Genomic DNA, 21493 nt, shown 5'->3' with positions numbered 1-21493 from the left:
CTGGCGGGAAGCCATGCTTAATGTTTTCAGTCAGTGTGGGGCCTAACGGCCATTACTGTTCTTGCGTACAGTATTATGGCATAGGGCCTAAGACTTCGCTACCGCACAAGGACTTAATTAATTCAGTCAGCGCCAAAGCGACTGTTTGCTCACGAATTTCCCTGCGATCGCCAGCAAATAATCGGCAGGCGGTTTGCGTGCCTTGAGGACTAGCCCAGGCCAACCAAACTGTGCCCACAGGCTTATCTAGACTGCCGCCACCAGGCCCTGCAACACCACTGACAGCGATTGCCCAGTCAGCCCCTGCACGTGTTCTGGCACCTTCAGCCATCGCCGATACCACGGCTTCACTGACGGCTCCATGTGCCTCAATCAGCTCGGGCGCAACGCCTAGTTGTGCGGACTTAGCTGCATTGCTGTAGGTCACCCACCCCTGACCAAACCAAGCCGAACTGCCCGCAATACGGGTTATGGCCTCAGCAATACCTCCGCCGGTACAGGACTCTGCCGTCGTGACCTGCAAACCTCGCTGTTGCAATGCTTCACCACACTGTTGAGCTAATTCGGTCAGCACGTTTTATCCTCAAGAGTTGCCGCGTAGAAGCGCACAGTATCGCCAAAAACAGTATGCTCGGCAGTTCATTATTCGTGCTACACACGCTCATCTGGTGAGCTATTTCATCCGAATTTCAGATTAAAAGAGAGGCACCTATGCTTAATTTCAGCTATCGCAACCCCGTCAAAGTCGTTTTTGGTGCAGGTAGCATCGCGCAGTTAAGCAAAGAAATTCCGCAAGATGCCCGTGTGCTCATTACCTATGGCGGTGGCAGCGTAAAGGCAACAGGGACACTGGCCGAAGTGCATGCCGCACTGAGCACGCAGACCGTTTTTGAATTTGGCGGCATTGAGCCCAACCCGAGCCTGGAAACCATCCAGCGCGCCCTCGCCGTGGTGAAAGCAGAACGCATCGACTTCATTCTCGCGGTGGGCGGCGGCTCGGTAATGGATGGCAGCAAGTTTCTCGCCGCGGCCGCCTGCTACGAAGGCGATGCCTTGGAGCTGCTGCACAGCCGGGGCCGCAAAATTACCGGCGCTTTACCACTGGGCGTGGTCGTGACATTGGCCGCCACCGGCTCAGAAACTAATAACGGTGGTGTACTGACGCATCTCGCCACGCACACCAAGCTGGCCTTCAGCCACCCGCTGCTGTATCCGCGCTTCGCCATCATGGATCCGGCCAAGACGCTGACCCTGCCGGCGCGCCAGATTGGCAACGGCGTGGTCGATGCCTTCGTGCATGTGGTCGAGCAATACCTGACCTATCCGGTCAATGCCAAGGTGCAGGATCGCTTCGCCGAAGGCCTGCTGCTGACGCTGATCGAGGACGGCCCGAAAGCCTTGTCAGAACCAGAAAATATAGAGGTTCGCGCCAATCTGATGTGGGCCGCCAGCCAAGCGCTCAACGGCCTCATCGGTGCCGGCGTGCCGCAGGACTGGTCTACACATATGATCGGCCACGAGCTGACCGCCGCGCACGGCATTGATCATGCGCAAACGCTGGCCATTGTGCTGCCGGCAATGCTGCAGGATCAGCGTGAAGCCAAGCACGACAAGCTCGTGCAGTACGCCGAGCGCGTGTGGAACTTGCACGACGGCAGTGCCGATGAGCGCATCACCGCCGCCATCGCCAAGACTCGTGACTTCTTTGAAACCATGCAGGTGCCGACGCGACTATCGGCTTATGGCGTTGGCACGGAACATCTCGATCATCTCGTCGAACAGCTGCAGGCACACGGCATGATCAAGCTCGGCGAGCGCCAGGCTGTCACACCCGAGGTCTCGCGCCGCGTTCTGGAGGCAGCACTCTGATGGCTACCAGCTTCAGCTTCGAAACCAGCCCGCGCATTCTTTGCGAGCAAGGCAGCGCCAGTCGTCTCGGCACTCTGGCCGCCGAGCTGGGCGCGAGCCATGTCTTTGTCGTGACCGACCGCTTTCTGCGCGACAGCGGCCTGACCGCTTCCCTGATCGCCGGCATGCAGGCCGCGAACGTCAGCGTCACGCTCTATACCGATGTCCTCGCCGATCCGCCCGAAGCCAGCGTCGAAGCCGCTGTGGCTGCGGCCGTCGCATCCGGTGCCGATGCCGTGATCGGTTTTGGCGGCGGCAGCTCCATGGATACCGCCAAGCTGGTCGCCCTGCTGGCACGCACACCGCAAAAACTGAACGACATCTACGGCCTCGGCCTCGCCACGGGTCCGCGTCTGCCGCTGATTCAAGTCCCAACCACCGCCGGCACAGGCTCCGAAGTCACGCCGATCTCGATTCTGACCACCCCCAGCGACGAGAAAAAAGGCGTGGTGTCTAGCCTTCTCTACCCGGACATCGCCGTGCTCGACAGCACGCTCACGCTGGGACTGCCGCCGGCCATCACCGCCGCCACCGGCATTGATGCCATGGTGCATGCCATCGAGGCCTACACCAGCAAGCACAAGAAGAACCCGCTGTCGGATGCCCTCGCGCTACAGGCGCTGAAGGCCCTGCACGACAATATCCGCCTCGTGCTCCAGGACGGCAGGAATGCCGATGCCCGCGAAGCCATGCTACTGGGCTCGCTGTTCGCCGGCATGGCCTTCGCCAATGCGCCGGTGGCGGCCGTGCATGCCCTCGCCTATCCGCTCGGCGGTCACTATCACCTGCCGCACGGCCTGACCAATGCGCTGGTGCTGGCCCCGGTACTCGCCTTCAACCAGCCCGCCGCCGCTCGCCACTATGCCGAGCTGGAGCGCCACCTCGACAGCACGGCCAGCGGCGACGATCAGATCGCCTCGCAAGCCTTCATTGCGCGCATGACCGCGCTGGTCGGCGAGATGCCCTTTGACCGGACCCTGCGCGGCAATGGCGTGCCCGAAGCCGACCTGCCCCTGCTCGCCCGCGATGCCATGGCGGTGCAGCGCCTGCTGGTGAACAACCCGCGTGAAGTCACTTACGACGACGCCCTCGCCCTTTACCAAGCCGTCTACTGAGCCGCTGAACCATGTCCCTGAAAGCACAAACCCGCAGCGACTACGCCCACTTCCTCAGCATTCCCACGCGCTGGATGGACAACGACATCTACGGGCATGTCAACAACGTGAACTACTACAGCTTCTTTGACACCGCCGTGAACCGCTACCTGATCGATGCCGGCGTGCTCGACATCCACGCCGGCACCACAGTCGGCTTCGTGGTGGAAACCCAGTGCCAGTACTTCTCACCCATCGCCTTCCCCGACACCGTGCACGCCGGCATCCGCGTGGCGCAGCTGGGCAACCGCAGCGTGCGCTACGAGGTCGGCCTGTTCCGCAACGACGACGCCACGCCGGCCGCCGCCGGCCATTTCGTGCATGTCTATGTGGATCGCGCCAGCAACCGGCCGGTCAGCATTCCCGACGATGCCCGCACGGCACTGCAAGCGCTGGTCATGCCCTCGCTTGTGATACCGGGAGCGCAGCCATGAATCCGCTGATCCGCCAGCAGGCCTTCATCAACGGCGAATGGCGCGATGCCGACCACGGCGGGCGTCATGCCGTGCACAACCCCGCCACCGGCGAACGCCTTGCCGATGTGCCCGACATGGGCGCCAATGAAACCCGAGCCGCCATCGCCGCCGCAGACGCCGCGCTGCCGGCCTGGCGCGCCCGCCCGGCCAAGGAGCGCAGCAACCTGCTGCGCAAATGGTTCGATCTGGTCATGGCGAACCAGGAGGCGCTGGCGCAACTGATGACCGCCGAGCAGGGCAAGCCGCTGGCGGAAGCACGAGGCGAAGTCGCCTACGGAGCCTCCTTCATCGAATGGTTCGCGGAGGAAGGCAAACGCGTTTACGGCGAAACCATCCCGGCACCCACCAGCGACCGCCGGCTCATCGTGCTGCGCCAGCCGGTCGGCGTGGTGGCCGCCATCACGCCGTGGAACTTTCCGGTCGCGATGATCACGCGCAAGGTCGCGCCGGCGCTGGCCGTGGGCTGCACCGCCGTGGTCAAGCCCGCCGAAGCTACACCGCTGTGCGCGCTCGCACTGGCCGCACTGGCGCAGGAAGCCGGCATTCCTGCCGGCGTGCTCAACATCATCACCACCGCCCGCCCCGCTGCTGTCGGCGATGAGCTGACGCGCAATCCGACGGTGCGCAAGCTGTCCTTCACCGGCTCCACCGGCGTCGGCAAACACCTCATGGCCGCCTGTGCCGGCACCGTGAAACGCCTGTCGCTGGAGCTGGGCGGCAACGCCCCGTTCATCGTGCTGGATGACGCCGATCTCGACGCTGCTGTCCTCGGCGCACTCGCCTCGAAATATCGCAACGCCGGCCAGACCTGCGTCTGCGCCAACCGCTTCCTCGTGCACAGCAGCGTCTACGATGCTTTCGCGGCAAAACTGCATGCCGCCGTCAGCGCCTTCAAGGTTGGCGATGGTGCCAGTGATGGCACGCAAATCGGCCCGCTGATCAACGCCGCCGCCGTCGCCAAGGTCGAGCGCTTAGTCGATGCCACCGTCGCGGCCGGAGCCACCTGCACACTCGGCGGCCAGCGCCATACCCTCGGCGGCAACTTCTATGCGCCGACAATTCTGACCAACGTCAGCGCCGACATGCCCATCGCCGTCGAAGAGAGCTTCGGGCCGGTCGCACCGCTGATTCGTTTCGACAGTGATGACGACGCCGTGCGCATCGCCAATGCCGTGCCGGCCGGCCTCGCGGCCTATCTTTACGGCAACGATCTGAAGCGCGTCTGGTCGATTGCCGAACGTCTTGAATACGGCATGGTCGGCATCAACGAAGGCATCATTTCCAACGAAGTGGCACCTTTTGGTGGCATGAAGGAATCGGGGCTGGGGCGCGAAGGCTCACGTCACGGCATCGAGGAATACCTGGAAATGCAGTACCTGTGCCTAGGCGGGATGACGGCGCGCTGAGCGCCGATCGCGCCATTTCGGTTACTATCGCCGGCTGATTATTCTTTGTGACTCGCGCTATGGCTACGCCTCCCGCCGATACCGGTCTTGATGCCCACACCCCGATGATGCAGCAATACCTGCGCATCAAGGCCGAGCACCCGCACGAGCTGGTGTTCTATCGCATGGGCGACTTCTACGAGCTGTTCTTTGATGATGCCAAGAAGGCCTCGCGCCTGCTCGACATCACGCTGACCCAGCGCGGCCGCTCGGCCGGCGAGCCGATCGCGATGGCCGGCATACCCTATCACGCCGCCGAGAACTACATCGGCCGTCTGATCCGCCAAGGCGAGTCCGTGGTGATCTGCGAGCAAATCGGCGAGCCCGGCGCGCAGAAAGGCCCGATGGAGCGTCAAGTCGCGCGCGTGGTCACCCCCGGCACCGTCAGCGACGAGGCCTTTCTCGAAGAACGCCGCGATACCCTGCTGGGTGCCGTCTGCAGCCTGAAAGGCGTGTGGGGTCTGGCCACGCTGGACATGGCCAGTGGCCGCTTCCGCGTGCAGGAGCTGACCAGCATCGAGCTGCTGCAAGCCGAGCTGGCGCGACTCAGCCCCGCCGAGCTGCTCTATCCCGAAGATGCCGCCTGGAAAGACCAGATCAGCGATTGTCGCGGCTTGCGTGCGCGCATGCCCTGGCACTTCGAGCACGAGTCGGCCTATCGCCAGCTCTGCCAGCAATTTGCCGTGCACGACTTGCAAGGCTTCGGCTGCGAGCACATGCCCGCCGCCATCACCGCCGCCGGCGCGCTGCTCGGCTATGCCCGCGAGACCCAGCGCTCGGCCCTGCCGCATTTGCGCGGCGTCAGTGTCGAAAATGCGCGCGATACTTTGCAGATGGATGCCGCCACGCGCCGAAACCTGGAGCTGACGCAGAACCTGCAGGGCGAAAATCAGGCCACGCTGGCCGCTGTCATCGATCAGACGCGCTCGCCCATGGGCAGCCGCCTGCTGCGACGCTGGCTGCATCAGCCCATCCGCCAGCGCGACACGCTGCGCGCGCGCCAACAAGCCATCAGCGAGCTGCTCGGGCTGCAAGCCTGGGATGAGCTCGGCGACTGGCTGGCCAATGTCGGCGATGGTGAGCGCATTCTTGCCCGCATCGCGTTGCGCACAGCACGTCCGCGCGACCTGGCGCGGCTGCGCGATCTGCTGGCGCTGCTGCCGGCCATCAGCGGCTGGCTGCTGCCCCAGGAATCGCAGCGCCTGCGCGAATTGCGCACCGCCATCCGACCCTTTCCGTCACTGGCAGATACCCTGCGCCGCGCGCTGGTTGAAGCACCGCCGGTGGTCTTGCGTGATGGCGGCGTGCTCGCCGAAGGTTTTGATGCCGAGCTCGACGAGCTTCGCGGCATCAGCACGCACGCCGGGGACTACCTGATTGCGTTGGAAACCCAGGAACGGGAACGCTCTGGCATCGCCGGCCTGAAGATCGGCTACAACCGGGTCAGTGGCTACTATTTCGAGCTGTCGCGCGCGCAGGCCGAACAGGCGCCAGCGCATTTCATCCGCCGCCAGACGCTGAAAAATGCCGAACGCTACATCACGCCGGAACTGAAAGCCTTTGAAGACAAGGCGCTGTCAGCCTCGGCCCGCGCCCTCGCGCGCGAAAAGCTGCTATATGAGCTTCTGCTCGATACCATCCTCGACGAGCTGCCACCGCTGCAAGTCCTCTGTGAAGCCCTGGCCGAGCTCGATGTGCTGTGCTGCCTGGCCGAGCGTGCGCATACCTTGGACTGGGTCTGCCCCGAGCTCAGCGAAGCGCCTGGACTCGCCATCCAGGCCGGCCGCCATCCCGTGGTTGAACGCATGCTGACGACGCCATTCACCGCCAACGACCTGACCCTGGCACCGAGCCAGCGCATGCAGGTCATTACCGGCCCGAACATGGGCGGTAAATCGACCTACATGCGACAAACCGCGCTCATCGTGCTGCTCGCGCATGTCGGCAGCTTCGTGCCCGCCAGCGCGGCGGTGATCGGCCCGGTCGACCGTATCTTCACCCGCATCGGCTCTTCGGATGACCTCGCCTCCGGCCGCTCCACCTTTATGGTCGAGATGACCGAGGCCGCCAACATCCTGCACAACGCCACGCCCGACAGCCTGGTCATCATGGATGAGATCGGCCGCGGCACCAGCACCTTCGACGGCCTGTCGCTGGCCTGGGCTGCCGCCGAGTTCCTCGCCGCCGACCGCCGCTCGCTGACGTTATTTGCCACCCACTACTTCGAGCTGACCGCTCTTGCCGACCAGCTCGATGGCGTCATCAATGTGCACCTGTCAGCCGCCGAGCACGAAGGCCATGTCGTGTTTCTGCACAGCGTAAAGCCCGGCCCCGCGAGCCAGAGCTACGGTTTGCAAGTGGCACAACTGGCCGGCATTCCGGCCGCCGTCATCCGCGCCGCTCGTGAAAAGCTGCAGCAACTTGAGATCCAAAGCGCGGCGATGAAAGGAGCACAGCATTCGAGTCAGCCCCAAAGCCCTGCCCCCTTGGCTGCTGCAAGCCTGCAGCCAGACCTGTTCGCCACACGCTTTCCCAGCGATGTAGAGCTTCGTTTGCGCGATGTAGACCCCGATGGTCTGACCCCGCGTGAGGCTCACGCATTGATTTATGTATTGAAACAGCTGCTCTAAGCCTCGCGCTCAATTGCCAGCGTGAGGCGCGGGCAGTAAACTTGCCGCCATTAAAATGCGCCCAGAGGCTTAAGACATGGCATTTGTCGTTACTGAAAACTGCATTAAGTGCAAATACCAAGACTGCGTAGAAGTCTGCCCTGTCGACTGCTTCTACGAAGGCCCTAACTTTTTGGTGATTCACCCAGACGAGTGCATCGATTGCGCGTTATGCGAACCTGAATGCCCAGCCAATGCGATTTTCTCGGAAGATGAAGTACCGGCTGATCAGAAACAATTTATTAAGCTTAATGCCGAGCTGGCCGAAATCTGGCCAAACATCACTGAAATTGGTGAGCGCCCAGCGGATGGTAAAGAGTGGGATGGCAAGCCAGGCAAGTTCGCGCTACTTGAGCGTTAATGATCTGCAGCTTTTGCTGCCGCTAAAACTGAAATCTGTTAAAAACAAAAAAGAGCCTTGAGGCTCTTTTTTGTTTTATCGTCTCAACGATTAAATGGGTCTGCACCAACCATCCTGGTATTCCTTGGCGCTACAGCTTCCCTAGCCAACGACCGCAAACCTAGACTCCTCCTTGAGTCAGCCCATCCACTGGCTGTCCTACATGCTAGAGAGCTTTTCAACTCCTCCCTGCACACCCAGCCAGCTTGGCCGAGCCTACTCATGAGCTGCTCACATCCTGTGTGCGGCTCTCCTTGAGTTGAGTGAGCTTAGCGAAATTGAGGTACGGCTCAAGCGCAATAATTCGCTCAATAAATACACAAATTAAACAAAAGATATGATTAACAGATACATAGAAGAGGATTACGGATCGCGCCCGCGAGATTTTCAGGAAAAGCTGACAGACAATGTAGGACCAGGACTACACGCCAAGCTGCAGCTCGGCGTCAATCGCAGATAAAAAAAGGGGAACACAGCCTGTGTCCCCCTTAAAAACGCGATAAGCACGCTACCATTCATTCAACCTAAGAATGCGATGTGTGCATTCATAGGATGAGAATAAGAGTTTATTTGCGCTTTAAAATATGACAGTTGCTGGATAATTGTGGTGTTTTGTAACTGGCGCCATTTAAATACGTTTTTTGGGCCAGCGCATGATGAAGGCAGCGCCACCGAGGTCAGCACTTTTGGATACGTGAATATCGCCCGCAAACCAAAATACGATTCGATTCACAATCGACAATCCCAAACCATAACCCCCTGTGCTTCGCGTACGGCTATCGTCTAAACGAGTGAATGGCTCAAACACACGGCTACGCTGATCTTCCGGAATGCCTGGACCATCATCCTCAACCAGCAACACCGCGCTATCTCCGTCTAGGCGACACGTCACCCGCACTACACTGTCGGCATAACGCAGCGCATTGCCAACCAAGTTCTGAATCACTCGATGCATATACCGCGGCACGGCATCCACCACTAAGGTCTCTGGCACAACCACTTCTAATCGAGCGGGCTTCCGCAATGCCTCTGTTTCGCGTTGAATGCGCTGCATCAGCGCCACCATGTCCACTGGCTCAAAGGCAAGGTCAGGTGTGCCCTTTTCAAGATTGGCATAGGTCAGAATCTCGTCAATCAACTGATTTAGCTGAGCAACGTCTTCATCTAAGCGCTCCAACTGCTCGTAGCGGTCTTCAATGTCATTGCTTTCAGCTAACATTTCCATACCAAAACGAAGGCGTGCCAGCGGCGTTCGCAACTCATGCGAAACTGCCTGAGTCAATTCGCGCTGGGCATCCAATAGACGTTGTATATGGCCCGCCATTTGGTTCAGTGTAAGACCTAGACGGCTAATTTCGTCGCTACCTTCCATTTCCACACGTGCCGACAAGTCCCCTTCACGAATGCGGGCTAACGTGGCCTCAATGGTCTGAATACGCAGTTCGAATATATGAATAAGCCCGTAAGAAGCGAGTGTAATCAGCAACAGCGCCAGCACCGACGCCATGATGATCAATGACACCGGGATGGCTTCAAACAGCTCCATGGGGCCGAGGCGTAATAGTTTTCCGGGGGTGGTCTGACTCGGCGCGTACACCGTAATTGCAGAGCGCCCCGAAGCGGTAAGTTCTTTAAAACGCACCACGATTTCGTCTTGACGCAAGCGACGCTGCTGCTCGCTATCTAAACCGGCTTCATCAAAAGGCACCAAGCTCATGGGGAAGCCGATATAGGGTGCCATCGTGCGCAAACGCACATCTTCTTGCTCGGGATAATTGGACAAGTCTTCGAGATAGAAAGTGGCAGCAGCGCGGGCTTGTTTTTCGCCAATACCCGCCAACTCGGACTCTAAGTAAACCGCAGGCCCAGGCCTTGGCACCTTAATCCAAATTTGATTTCGATCATCATCGACAGGATGAGCAATCGCTAAGCCGCGCTTAATGCGCTCTTGCTCATGCTCAGTCGGCTTAAAAGGTAGCTGACTTATTAAGCGCAGGGGCGTACCTAAAAGGGCCTCAGCGTCCTGCAACCACAAGGGAATACTATCTTCACTTTGGCGGGCCACAGCGATGGCTGTGATGTGGTAGAGCGCGGTGGCCATACCCTCGGTATAGCGTTGCGCGCGCTCATTATTGATGTAGGTCAGTGCACCATAAGAGGCCAAACCTACCACCACAATGACCAACAGCATGCCACCGTAGATCGTGGCAAAAATGCTGTTGGGCTTAAAGCGACGCCACATCCTCAGACGGTGCCGCTATCTTTCACAAACAAGTACCCCTTGCTACGGACGGTTTTGATCATGCGAGGACTATCGGGGTCATCGCCAATTTTGGGGCGAATACGCGAGATACGCACATCAATAGAACGGTCTTGGCCATCATATTCAATGCCGCGCAACTGCGTGAAAATGTCTTCGCGTGACAGGATACGGCCTGCGTTGGAGGCCAGCAGCCAAAGCAAGTCGTACTCAGCGCTCGTGAATTCAACCAACTCTTCTTTCAATGCAACCGAACGTGCGCCGTTATCAATAACCAACTCGCCGAATACCAGGCGCTGGTTGCCCGTTTCCGGCTTATCGTTACGACGCAACTGGGCACGAATTCTGGCCAGCAAAACACGGGGCTGAACGGGCTTAGGCACATAATCGTCTGCACCCATCTCTAAACCCAAGACTTGATCCATGTCGTCGGTTCGAGCCGTGAGCATGATGATGGGACGCGAGTAATGACTGCGTACCTCACGGCAGACCGTGAGGCCATCAGCGCCTGGCAACATCAAATCCAGCACAACTAAATCGGGCTGCTCGTCGGTAATGCGTCGAATGGCACGCAGGCCATCGCCTTCAATGCTCACTTCCAGACCGTTACGAATCAGATACTCCTGAGTCAACTCGGCCAAGCGCTGGTCATCTTCAACAATCAAAATACGATGTGGGGCTTCATGTGATGACATTCAGCTAACTCCTTTTCACCCAGTAGTTGTTATGAAACTTATTATTAGTTGCACATGTAAGTCATGCTAAATGCGTACGAATTTTGTTGTGACTATACGGCATGACTGCACGCGACCCAAGCCATCATCAGCGCTGACACATAACACTACATCTTGTGGTTTACCGCAAGCCAACACAAAAGCGTCCAATGTTCACGCTTATCTACTCTCCATGACCAACAAAGGCACAACTTACTCACAGAGTTATCCACAGAACACCTTTGACCAATCCGCTATATGGTGGCTACACACCTAGGGCAACCACTATATCTTGCGTTAACCTAAAAAAAATAGTGGACAAGCTAACGCGGTTCGTCCGATCATGCGTCGTGGAAATAAGCCCTGTAAGAAGCTAAAACCACGCGTGATTCGTGCTAAAAATACAACGAATCAGAACAAAGAACACACAATATCTAGGGTCTGGCCTTGTTGCCAATCCAGAATCGATAACTCGATCTTCTGTTACGAAGATCACTCATTTGTGTCGAGGACTCTCATGCAAGCCGACATTTTTGCCGAAACACCTGCTGCAAACGCCCATTCGGCCACCCCCAATACGCTTGGCCAGAACGCCACCGCGCCGGGGCAACTACGCGTCATCAAACGTAATGGCACCGTGGTGGGCTACGACGACAGCAAAATTGCGCTAGCTATTAGCAAAGCCTTTTTAGCGCATGAAGGCAGTGCCGCTGCGAGCTCGAGCCGCATTCATGAAACGGTCGCGCAACTCACCACACTGGTGAGCTCCACGTTCAAGCGCCGTATGCCTACCGGTGGCATGGTCCACATTGAAGAAATTCAAGACCAGGTAGAACTGGCACTCATGCGCTCCGGCGAACAGAAAATTGCGCGTGCTTACGTCTTGTATCGTGATGAGCGTTCACGTGCGCGTGACGTATTGGCGCCTAATAACGTCAGACATCACCCCACGCTGCATGTGTTAAAGGCAGATGGCAGCCGTGAGCTGCTCGATCTGGGTCGCTTAGAAGCGCTAGTGAACAATGCCTGCGAAGGCCTCAGTGGCGTGGAATCGTCCGCCATTGTCGAAGACACCCTACGCAACCTCTTCGATGGTGCTCGTGAAGCCGACATCAACAATGTGCTGGTGATGTGCGCTCGCGTCATGATTGAACAAGAGCCCAACTACACTTATGTGACTGCGCGCTTGCTCATGGATCATCTGCGCGCTGAGGCGTTGTCGTTTATGGGTATTGCCGAGTCTGCCACCCAAGGTGAGATGACCCAGTACTACCCACAAGCTCTCCCTGTTTATATTCAGCGCGGTATTGAACTCGAACTGCTGGATCCGGCATTGGCCAACTACGATATGGCCCGTCTGGGTGCTGCGCTAAAGCCTGAGCGCGACTTCCAGTTCACCTACCTTGGCCTGCAGACGCTGTACGATCGTTATTTCTTGCATAGCAATGACGTGCGCTTCGAACTGCCACAGATTTTCTTTATGCGCGTCGCCATGGGCCTCGCCCTGCGTGAGTCCGGCGACCGCGAAGCTCATGTCATCGAGTTCTACGACTTGATGTCGAGCTTCGACTACATGGCGTCTACACCAACGCTATTTAACGCGGGTACTTTGCGTCCACAGCTGTCGTCTTGCTATCTGACCACCGTTCCCGATGACCTCCATGGCATCTACGGCGCTATTCAAGACAACGCTATGCTCTCGAAGTGGGCTGGCGGCCTCGGCAACGACTGGACCCCCGTGCGTGCGCTCGGCGCCTACATTAAAGGCACCAACGGCAAATCACAGGGTGTAGTGCCTTTCCTTAAGGTCGCCAACGACACGGCAGTTGCCGTGAACCAAGGCGGCAAGCGCAAGGGTGCGGTCTGCGCCTACCTGGAAACCTGGCACCTCGACATCGAGGAGTTCGTCGAGCTGCGCAAGAACACCGGCGATGACCGTCGCCGTACGCACGACATGAATACCGCCAACTGGGTGCCCGACCTGTTCATGAAGCGCGTCTTCGACAACGGCACGTGGACATTGTTCTCGCCATCCGACGTACCGGACCTGCACGACCTCTATGGCAAGGCCTTCGAGCAGCGCTACAGCGAATATGAGCAGATGTGCGACAACGGCCAGATGCGCTTGTACAAGCGCATCCAGGCTCAGGACCTATGGCGCAAGATGCTGTCCATGCTGTTTGAAACCGGCCATCCTTGGATCACCTTCAAGGATGTCTGCAACCTGCGCTCGCCGCAGCAGCATGTCGGCGTTGTGCACTCGTCGAACCTGTGTACTGAAATCACGCTGAACACCAACAAAGACGAAATTGCCGTCTGTAACTTGGGCTCGGTGAACCTGGTCAATCACATCTCCGCCGATGGCCTGGATCAGACCAAGCTGCGTCGTACCGTGCGTACAGCAGTACGCATGCTCGACAATGTGATCGACATTAACTACTACGCCGTAGAAGCGGCGCGCACCTCGAACCTGCGTCACCGCCCGGTCGGCCTGGGCATCATGGGCTTCCAAGACGCGCTGTACGCACAGAAGATTGCCTACGCCAGCAACGATGCCGTGACCTTTGCGGATCGCTCCATGGAAGCCATTAGCTACTACGCCATTGAGGCTTCCTGCGAGTTAGCCGCTGAGCGTGGTCGCTACTCGACCTTTGAAGGCTCGTTGTGGAGCCGTGGCATTCTGCCCATCGACTCACTGTGGGCGATTGCCGAGCACCGTGGCGCTCAATATGTGGAAGTGGACTTCAGCCAGACACTGGATTGGGCAACGCTGCGCGAACAGGTTAAAACCGTCGGCATGCGTAACTCCAACGTCATGGCGATTGCGCCGACCGCCACGATCTCGAACATCTGCGGTGTATCGCAGTCGATCGAGCCGACCTACCAGAACCTGTACGTGAAGTCGAACCTGTCGGGCGAATTCACGGTGGTCAATCCGTATCTGGTGCACGAGCTCAAGGCTCGCGGCCTGTGGGATGCCGTCATGGTCAACGACCTCAAGTACTACGAAGGCTCGGTGCAGAAGCTCGACCGTATCCCGGCCGACATGAAGGCGATTTACGCCACCGCGTTTGAAATCGAACCGCGCTGGTTAGTGGATGCCGGTTCGCGTCGCCAGAAGTGGATCGATCAGGCCCAGTCGCTGAATCTGTACTTGGCGGAAGCCTCAGGCAAAAAGCTCGACATCACCTATCGCATGGCGTGGTACCGCGGCCTGAAAACCACGTATTACCTCCGTGCCATTGGTGCCACCGCTTCCGAGAAATCGACGGTTTCGGATGGCGCGCTGAATGCCGTGAAAGCACAAATTGAAGAAATGGTTGAAGCCGCGCCAATTCCGCTGGCTTGTTCAATCGACAACCCGGACTGCGAAGCCTGTCAATAAGCGTAGTCTTAGAGGAGTTAAAATATGATTAGCTGGGATGATTTTAATGCGGACGAAAAGCCCACTACGAAAGCACAAACTACGCCGGCAGGAACTGCGCAAGCAGCTGCGCGCGTCACAGTTGCGCCGGCACCAGCAATGGCACCTGCTCAACCAGCCGCAGCAGAATCTGCCCTTCGTGGACTTGAGGCACCTGCTGCCATCGTCACTGCGGCCATCCAACGAGTAGAGGCTGACGCCCGCGTAGCTGAAGAAGGCTCGGCTCATGAGCGTGCAGCGGCAGCACTCGCAGTGCTGGATGCCACGCCTGGCCTGGAAGACCTAGGCATGGGCGCTGGCCGTATTAGTGTTGACGACAAGCGCATGATTAACTGCCGCTCCGACCTGAACCAGCTCGTGCCGTTCAAATACGAATGGGCGTGGCAGAAGTACCTCGACGGCTGCGCCAACCACTGGATGCCACAGGAAGTGAACATGTCGAAAGACGTGTCCATGTGGAAGTCCAACGATGGCCAGCTGACCGAAGATGAACGCCTGATCGTCATGCGCTCGCTGGGCTTCTTCTCCACCGCCGACTCGCTAGTGGCGAACAATCTGGTGCTGGCGATCTATCGTCTCATCACCAATCCAGAGTGCCGTCAGTACATTCTGCGTCAGGCATTTGAAGAGGCGATTCACACCCATGCCTACCAGTACTGCATCCAGTCGCTGGGCATTGATGAAGGTGAAGTCTTCAACATGTACCGTGAGGTACCCAGTGTGGCTCGCAAGGCTGCGTGGGGTCTGAAGTACACTCAGTCGCTCAGTGATCCCACGTTCAATACTGGCACCATCGAAAATGATCAACGTCTATTACGTAACTTGATCGCATTCTATTGCGTACTCGAAGGCACGTTCTTCTACTGCGGCTTCACCCAGATCCTGTCCATGGGTCGTCGCAACAAGATGACCGGCGTCGCCGAGCAGTTCCAGTACATCCTGCGCGATGAGTCCATGCACGTGAACTTCGGCATCGATGTCATTAACCAGATCAAGATTGAAAACCCGCAGCTGTGGACCAAGGCCTTCCAGCTCGAAGTTACACAGATGATCTTGGAAGGGACTCAGCTGGAAGTCGAATATGCGCGTGACACCATGCCCCGTGGGGTACTGGGCATGAACGCGGCGATGATGGAAGAATATCTGCAGTTCATTGCTAACCGTCGTTTGGTGCAATTGGGCTTGCCAGAACAGTTCCCGGGCGTAAAGAATCCCTTCCCGTGGATGTCTGAAATTATGGACCTCCGCAAGGAAAAGAATTTCTTTGAAACCCGTGTCACCGAGTATCAAACGGGTGGCGCTCTGGCCTGGTAATTGTCATGAATAAACGCGTGTTGGGGTTGCTGGGACTCATGGGGTTGGTGGTTGTCGGCTCCTTCGTTTGGCATCGCCAACACGCGCTTCCGCAAGAAGTCGCTAAACAGGATCCAGCCGCCGTGAACGCCTTGCCGGCTAGCGCTGACACACTGGCGCTAGAACTAGAGTCCATTGAGGCGATCAAAGCCGATAATGCCGACCTGGAGGCGCGTATCGAAGCACTGCGCCTGCAACAGGCCGATGCCGACAAACTCATCGCACTAAAAGCCGCTCGTCTGGAGTCGCTGGAAAAACCGCCACAAAAGCCCTAAATTTCAGATCGGTCAAAGACTTAGGTCGCTTGCGGCGCCAAGGACATACGTGTGCTTCGACTATTCCTGTGCTTCACACTGCTTTTGCCGCCTTTGGCGCATGCCACGACGCTCATCAATCCTAAAACATGTCAGAAAATAGCCACGGGCCCCGGGCCTGACGATATGACGCTGCAAGCCAGCGCGATCCCGAGAATTATTTTCTCCAGTCACGACCGTCGGAACTTTCGCAGTCATGGCAACCTCTATGCTCTTGCACTAAATAGCGACAAACCCCTGCTTTTGCAGCGCTCACAAGAGCCTGAAAGTTTTATTTTGCGACCCCATGGACTAGACCTCATCCAACGCAACGGACGCTGGTGGTTGTATGTCATTAACCACGATAAGGATCTGTTCAGTGATCGCCATGCCTTGGTTATTTATGAGCTCGTCGGCGACACCCTCATTTTCCAAGAGCAATTACGCAGCCCCTTGCTGTCTGCACCAAATGATGTGGCCGTGGCAGACAACGGCGATGTCTATGTCACCAATGAGCGCGAAGATGGCTCCAGCATTGCCGAACTGATCTTTCTGCAACGCAAGGGCTATGTGGCGGTCTATCGTCCGAACATAGGATGGCGTGTCGCTGCCGACGATTTTGCTGTCGCCAATGGCATTCTCATTCAAGGCAATACCGTGTGGATCACCCAGACGTTAGGGGAAGGCCTGCGTCGCTATCAGCGCGCGCCAGATGGTCGCCTCGTGCAACAAACGTCCTTGGGCAATTTATCCCTGCTCGATAGCATTAACCTGGCCGACAACGCTCACTTTATTGTGCCCTCCTACCCGTCTCTGCCCAGTGTGCTTTTGCACTGGCAGCTACCAGGCCAACGCTCCCCCACCAAGGTCTATGACGTAGACCCAGAGACCGGACGCGGCAGCCTGTTATTTGCCGATGACGGCTCCACCATCAGCGCCGTTAGCGCCGCTCTGCCCGTACAAAACCAACTGTTCCTGAGCCAACTATTCGACAGCTTCATTTTACGCTGCCCAATGACGCCCTAACGCATCGCCGGTATAGGCCGCCCCCCACAGGCAAAGTTTGCTACTGGGCGAGTGACCCAAATCGCCATGACTCTCGTCAGATTTCCCATAAAACATACTGATGAGTATGTTATGTTCAGGTCATCAGAATGACTGCTAGGTATGACCCATGCTCTCTCACGGCCGCATGCACGACACTCGTGCCAATCACACTCGCCTTTCACACCTTCTGTTGATGGCTTCGCTCACCGCATCCAGCGTATTTTTAATGACCGGCTGCAGCAAAGAGGTAACGCCGGTAGCAGCACCCGCTCAACCGGTACGCGTTGTGGTCGTCGGTCATGACAGCAGTGCCAATACCGACGTTGCAACAGGCCTGGTTGGCAGCCAAGAAGAGTTTCGTCTCGGCTTTAAAACAGGCGGGTTGATTAGCCGTATGCTGGTGGAAGCTGGCGATAATGTGCGCGCAGGCCAGACGCTAGCGACCCTAGACACCACCGAGCTCGATGCGCAAGTTCGTCAAATCAGTGAAAGCTTAAATAAGGCTAAGCGTGATGCTGCCCGTGCGGAATCGCTATTCAAGCAAGGCGTGTTGGCAGAACAAGTGGCGCAAGACGCACGCACACAAGTCGCCATGATGGAGTCCAATTTAAGTGCGGCTCGCTTCAACCGCCAACAAGCCGTCATTGTTGCGCCTGCCAATGGTGTGGTGCTACAGCGTCTCGCCGAGGCCCGTGAGGTCACTGCACCAGGCACACCGGTTCTGGTCGTGAGTCGTGCCGATCAAGGCTGGGTGCTGCGTGTCGGGCTAAATGATCAAGCCGCAACACGCGTCAAAGTGGGTGATAGCGCCCTAGTCCGCATCAATGCCTATCCGGGCCAAACCTTCAATAGCCGCGTGAAAGAGGTTGGAGCAGCCACTGACCCTCGTACCGGAACAATTACCGTGACCTTGGCACTCCCTTCGGTTGCAGGCGTTAAGTTCATTGCTGGCCAAGTCGGAGAAGCCCAACTGTTGTCGTCGAAAAACTCAGGGCAGCAGCTCACTGTGCCATTGGGCGCAGTGCTTGAAGGGCAAGATAAAAAAGCCAAGGTCTACATTGTGGATGCGCAAAATAAAGCTCAACAGAACATCATCGAAGTGGGTGCCATTCAAGATGATCGCGTGATCGTCACCGCGGGCTTAAAAGCCGGGCAGCGGGTCGTTAGCGAAGGTGCAGCCTGGCTGAATCCTGGCATGCCTGTTCGCGTCTTACGGTAATCGGAGCCGAACATGCGTTTAACCGCCTTCTCCGTACGTAACTTCCAATTCACGCTGGTGATGTTCGCGCTGCTCATGGCGCTGGGTTGGCATACCTGGAAAAACATCCCACGTGGCGAAGACCCCACGTTTGCCATCCCCGTGGTCACTATTGTGGCGGTCTATCCCGGTGCCGACCCGGCCGACATGGAAAAGCTCGTTGCTGACCCGATTGAAGATGCCATCAATCGTATTGATGACATTAAGAATATTTGGAGTGATAGCGAGAACGGGCTAGCCGTGGTGCGCGTCGAATTCGATTGGAGCAAAGACGCCGAAAAGAAGTACGACGAAGCCCTCCGTGAAATCAATGCGGTACGCAGCAGCCTGCCTGCTGACTTAAAGTCACTTCAGGTGATGAAGGCCAGCCCCGGTCTAGTCAATATTTTGCAGATGGCTTTGATAGGCCCGAACGGTTCGCCACGGGAAATGCGCGAGGTCGCTGAAAATCTGCAAGATCGCTTAGAGCAGGTTAAGGGTGTGCGTGACGTGGAGATTTGGGGCCTGCCTAATGCGGAGGTTCAAGTCGCTTTGGACTTGAGCAAGCTGGCGCAATTCCAAGTACCGGTTAGCCGTGTTGCTCAAATACTGCAAAGTGAAAATCGCAATATTCCCGGTGGCGCCATTGAGGCCGGTAGTCGTCGCTTCAATATTCGTACAACAGGTAGTTACACCTCGCTCAGTGAAATCGCCGACACCGTGATCGCCAGCAATGGCGGCCGCATTTTGCGTTTGAAAGATGTGGCCAATGTGAGCTGGGACTACGCCGAAGAAACCCATCGAACGTGATATCAGGGGCAGCAAGCACTGTTCATTACGGCCAGCCAAAAAGATAACCAGAACATCTTTGTGGTGCGAGACGCGCTGATTAAGGAAGTCGATAGCTTTCGAGAAAAACTCTCGCCCAACTACCGCTTAGAGGTCGGATTCGACCAATCGAAAAATGTCAACAAACGCTTAGGTCGCCTCGCTGCTGACTTCCTGATTGCGATTGGTCTGGTGCTCATCACGCTACTCCCCCTAGGCTTGCGCGCTGCCGGTGTGGTCATGGTGTCTATCCCACTGTCGTTGGCGATGGGCATGTCCATGCTCTACTTTGCGGGCTTCTCGCTCAACCAGCTCTCTATTGCTGGCTTTGTTTTAGCCTTGGGCCTGTTGGTGGATGACTCCATTGTGGTGGTCGAAAACATCGCCCGCTTTATGCGCCAAGGCTATAGCCGCACACAGGCCGCCATCAAAGCCACGAATCAAATTTATCTGGCGGTGTTGGGCTGTACAGCAACCCTGCTGTTTGCCTTTTTACCGCTGTTTTTCCTGCCCGAAGGCGCGGGTAAGTTTATTCGCTCTTTGCCAGCGGCCGTGTCGTTTACGGTACTGGCCTCGTTTTTCGTTTCGCTGACCATCATTCCTTTTCTCGCGAGTCGCTGGCTCTCGCCAGAAGAGCACCCTGAGGGCAATAAACTCTTACAAGCAGTCATGCGCGGGATTCATACGGTGTATCGCCCCCTACTGGGCTGGGCCTTATCGCACCCGCGAAAGACCTTAGGGATGGCTTTTGCAGGCTTTCTCGCGACGTTGCTTTTAGCTCCGCAGCTTGGCATGAGCCTGTTCCCGAACGCCGATGTACCGCAGCTGCGCATCTCCGTGGAGGCGCCTGATGGCACCAGCTTGGAACGCACAGATGAAGCCGTTCGGTACGTTGAGCAGTATTTGCTCAAGCAACCGGAGGTGGAGTCGGTCTTTGCCAACGCAGGTCGGGGCAATCCACGCATTTTCTACAATGTGTTTCCCCGCGAAACGCGCGCCAACATTGGCGATCTATTTGTTATTTTGAAGCGGTATGACCCCGACACCACACCCGACTTCTATGTGCGCCTCAGACGTGAGTTAAGCAACTATCCAGATGCTCGTATCATCGTTAAACCGTTTGAAAACGGCCCGCCAATTGACGCACCGATTGCCATTCGCTTAATTGGCCCCAGCATCGAAGAGTTACGCAGCCTGGCACTGACAGTCGAGAAGCAGCTCAATGCATTGCCCGGCACACGCGATGTGGTTAACCCCGTTCGCTTGTTACGCACGGACATTGATCTGGGCATCGACACCACCAAAGCCTCACTGTATGGCATTAGCTCACAAGACATTGACCGTACCGTCCGTTTGGCGATTGCCGGCGAGAGCATAGGTAAGTTTCAGGAAGACGACGGCGATGAGTTTGACATCACCTTACGCCTACCTTTGGAGGACGGGCACGCGCGCCTGAGTAATTTGGACAAAGTGTATGTGAACTCGCCAAGCGGCGCCGCCATTCCCCTAAGTCAGCTCACCCAACCGACCTTCGTGGCAGCGCCAAACTCCATCCCACGCTATCAACGTCAGCGTGCCGTCACCGTAACCTCTTATGTGAAAGACGGTTTCAACACGGAGAAAGTCACTAATGAGCTTGTCAAAGAATTGGATAAGCTCGAATGGAAGACAGGCTATAGCTATAAAGTGGCCGGACAAGTAGAGGCTCGCCAAGAGAGCTTCGGTGGCATTGAAACCGCCGCGCTGGTTGCTGTTTTTGGTATTTTAGCTGTGTTGATTTTGGAGTTTGGCAACTTCAAAAGCACCGCGATTGTGGCGGGTGTCATCCCCTTAGGAGTCATGGGTGGGCTGGTGGCGCTGTATTTGGCCGGTCTATCAGTATCCTTCACTGCCATGATTGGCTTTATTGCCTTGATCGGCATTGAAATTAAGAACTCGATCCTGCTGGTCGACTTTACCAATCAACTGCGAGAAGACGGCCGAACTCTCATGGAGGCCATACAAGAGGCTGGAGAAATCCGCTTCTTGCCGATTCTGCTCACCTCGATGACCGCGATTGGCGGCCTGATGCCCCTGGCGCTGCAAGGCTCCCCACTGTATGCGCCGTTGGCCTGGGTCATTATTGGCGGCCTCATCTCCTCGACTTTCTTGGCCCGCTTGGTTACGCCAGTCATGTACTTATTAATGGCCCCTCCAGTAGTGAATCGAAAAGGTCGCGACGACTAAACACACGCCATCCCGATCGACCCGCCGCTATACTGCGCGGGTCGATCGGAGTCCGCGCAC

Annotated in this window: 14 protein-coding genes and 1 pseudogene; 12 read left to right on the top strand and 3 right to left on the bottom strand. The window is 57.2% G+C overall.

What is annotated here, in order from left to right:
- Positions 1-73: 73 nt before the first annotated feature.
- The gene (locus AC14IB_RS08530) at positions 74-574 is read right to left on the bottom strand and encodes a CinA family protein (protein WP_484231479.1); all 501 of its coding nucleotides are present in this window, start codon (positions 572-574) and stop codon (positions 74-76) included.
- Positions 575-711: 137 nt separating this feature from the next.
- Between AC14IB_RS08530 and AC14IB_RS08525 the strand changes: the two genes are divergently transcribed.
- The 6 genes from AC14IB_RS08525 to fdxA all read left to right on the top strand — a co-directional run bounded on the left by AC14IB_RS08525 (position 712) and on the right by fdxA (position 8013).
- Positions 712-1869 carry an iron-containing alcohol dehydrogenase gene (locus AC14IB_RS08525; protein WP_484231478.1) on the top strand — a complete coding sequence of 386 codons (1158 nt, stop codon included), beginning with the start codon at positions 712-714 and terminating at the stop codon, positions 1867-1869.
- Positions 1869-3023 (top strand): iron-containing alcohol dehydrogenase, encoded by a 1155-nt coding sequence (locus tag AC14IB_RS08520; protein WP_484231477.1) that lies wholly within the window; start codon positions 1869-1871, stop codon positions 3021-3023. The genes AC14IB_RS08525 and AC14IB_RS08520 overlap by 1 nt, the downstream gene beginning before the upstream one ends.
- 11 nt (positions 3024-3034) lie before the next feature.
- Entirely contained in the window at positions 3035-3496 is a 462-nt protein-coding gene (locus tag AC14IB_RS08515; RefSeq protein ID WP_484231476.1) for an acyl-CoA thioesterase, read from the top strand.
- Positions 3493-4944, top strand: coding sequence for an NAD-dependent succinate-semialdehyde dehydrogenase (locus tag AC14IB_RS08510; protein WP_484231475.1), 1452 nt, complete (start codon positions 3493-3495; stop codon positions 4942-4944). Before AC14IB_RS08515 ends, AC14IB_RS08510 begins: the two co-directional genes overlap by 4 nt.
- A 59-nt stretch (positions 4945-5003) precedes the next feature.
- The gene (gene mutS / locus AC14IB_RS08505; protein WP_484231474.1) at positions 5004-7613 is read left to right on the top strand and encodes a DNA mismatch repair protein MutS; all 2610 of its coding nucleotides are present in this window, start codon (positions 5004-5006) and stop codon (positions 7611-7613) included.
- Positions 7614-7689: 76 nt separating this feature from the next.
- A complete protein-coding gene (gene fdxA, locus AC14IB_RS08500) occupies positions 7690-8013 on the top strand; it encodes a ferredoxin FdxA (protein WP_068860113.1) in 324 nt (107 codons plus the stop codon).
- A gap of 667 nt (positions 8014-8680) precedes the next feature.
- On the opposite strand, the gene AC14IB_RS08495 is transcribed toward fdxA, so the two are convergent.
- Complete coding sequence (locus AC14IB_RS08495) at positions 8681-10294, bottom strand: ATP-binding protein (RefSeq protein WP_484231473.1); 1614 nt, start codon at positions 10292-10294, stop codon at positions 8681-8683.
- Between the two features lie 2 nt (positions 10295-10296).
- Complete coding sequence (locus AC14IB_RS08490) at positions 10297-11007, bottom strand: response regulator (RefSeq protein WP_068860116.1); 711 nt, start codon at positions 11005-11007, stop codon at positions 10297-10299.
- A gap of 535 nt (positions 11008-11542) precedes the next feature.
- On the opposite strand from AC14IB_RS08490, the gene AC14IB_RS08485 reads away from it, so the two are divergent.
- The 6 genes and pseudogenes from AC14IB_RS08485 to AC14IB_RS08460 all read left to right on the top strand — a co-directional run bounded on the left by AC14IB_RS08485 (position 11543) and on the right by AC14IB_RS08460 (position 21433).
- Positions 11543-14410, top strand: a complete 2868-nt coding sequence (locus tag AC14IB_RS08485) for a ribonucleoside-diphosphate reductase subunit alpha (protein WP_484231472.1) — start codon at positions 11543-11545, stop codon at positions 14408-14410.
- A gap of 24 nt (positions 14411-14434) precedes the next feature.
- Positions 14435-15763 (top strand): ribonucleotide-diphosphate reductase subunit beta, encoded by a 1329-nt coding sequence (locus AC14IB_RS08480; protein ID WP_484231471.1) that lies wholly within the window; start codon positions 14435-14437, stop codon positions 15761-15763.
- A 5-nt stretch (positions 15764-15768) separates the two neighbouring features.
- Entirely contained in the window at positions 15769-16077 is a 309-nt protein-coding gene (locus AC14IB_RS08475) for a hypothetical protein (RefSeq protein WP_484231470.1), read from the top strand.
- Between the two features lie 165 nt (positions 16078-16242).
- A complete protein-coding gene (locus tag AC14IB_RS08470) occupies positions 16243-17121 on the top strand; it encodes a hypothetical protein (RefSeq protein ID WP_484231469.1) in 879 nt (292 codons plus the stop codon).
- Between the two features lie 247 nt (positions 17122-17368).
- Positions 17369-18361: an efflux RND transporter periplasmic adaptor subunit gene (locus tag AC14IB_RS08465; RefSeq protein WP_484231468.1), complete on the top strand. Its 993-nt coding sequence runs from the start codon at positions 17369-17371 to the stop codon at positions 18359-18361.
- Positions 18362-18373: 12 nt separating this feature from the next.
- Positions 18374-21433 (top strand): annotated as a pseudogene (locus AC14IB_RS08460) (efflux RND transporter permease subunit).
- The last annotated feature ends 60 nt before the right edge of the window (positions 21434-21493 follow it).

Source organism: Perlucidibaca sp. (assembly GCF_057084925.1).
The sequence above is the reverse complement of the archived record's forward strand: the minus strand, read 5'-3'. Positions and strand labels throughout refer to the sequence as shown.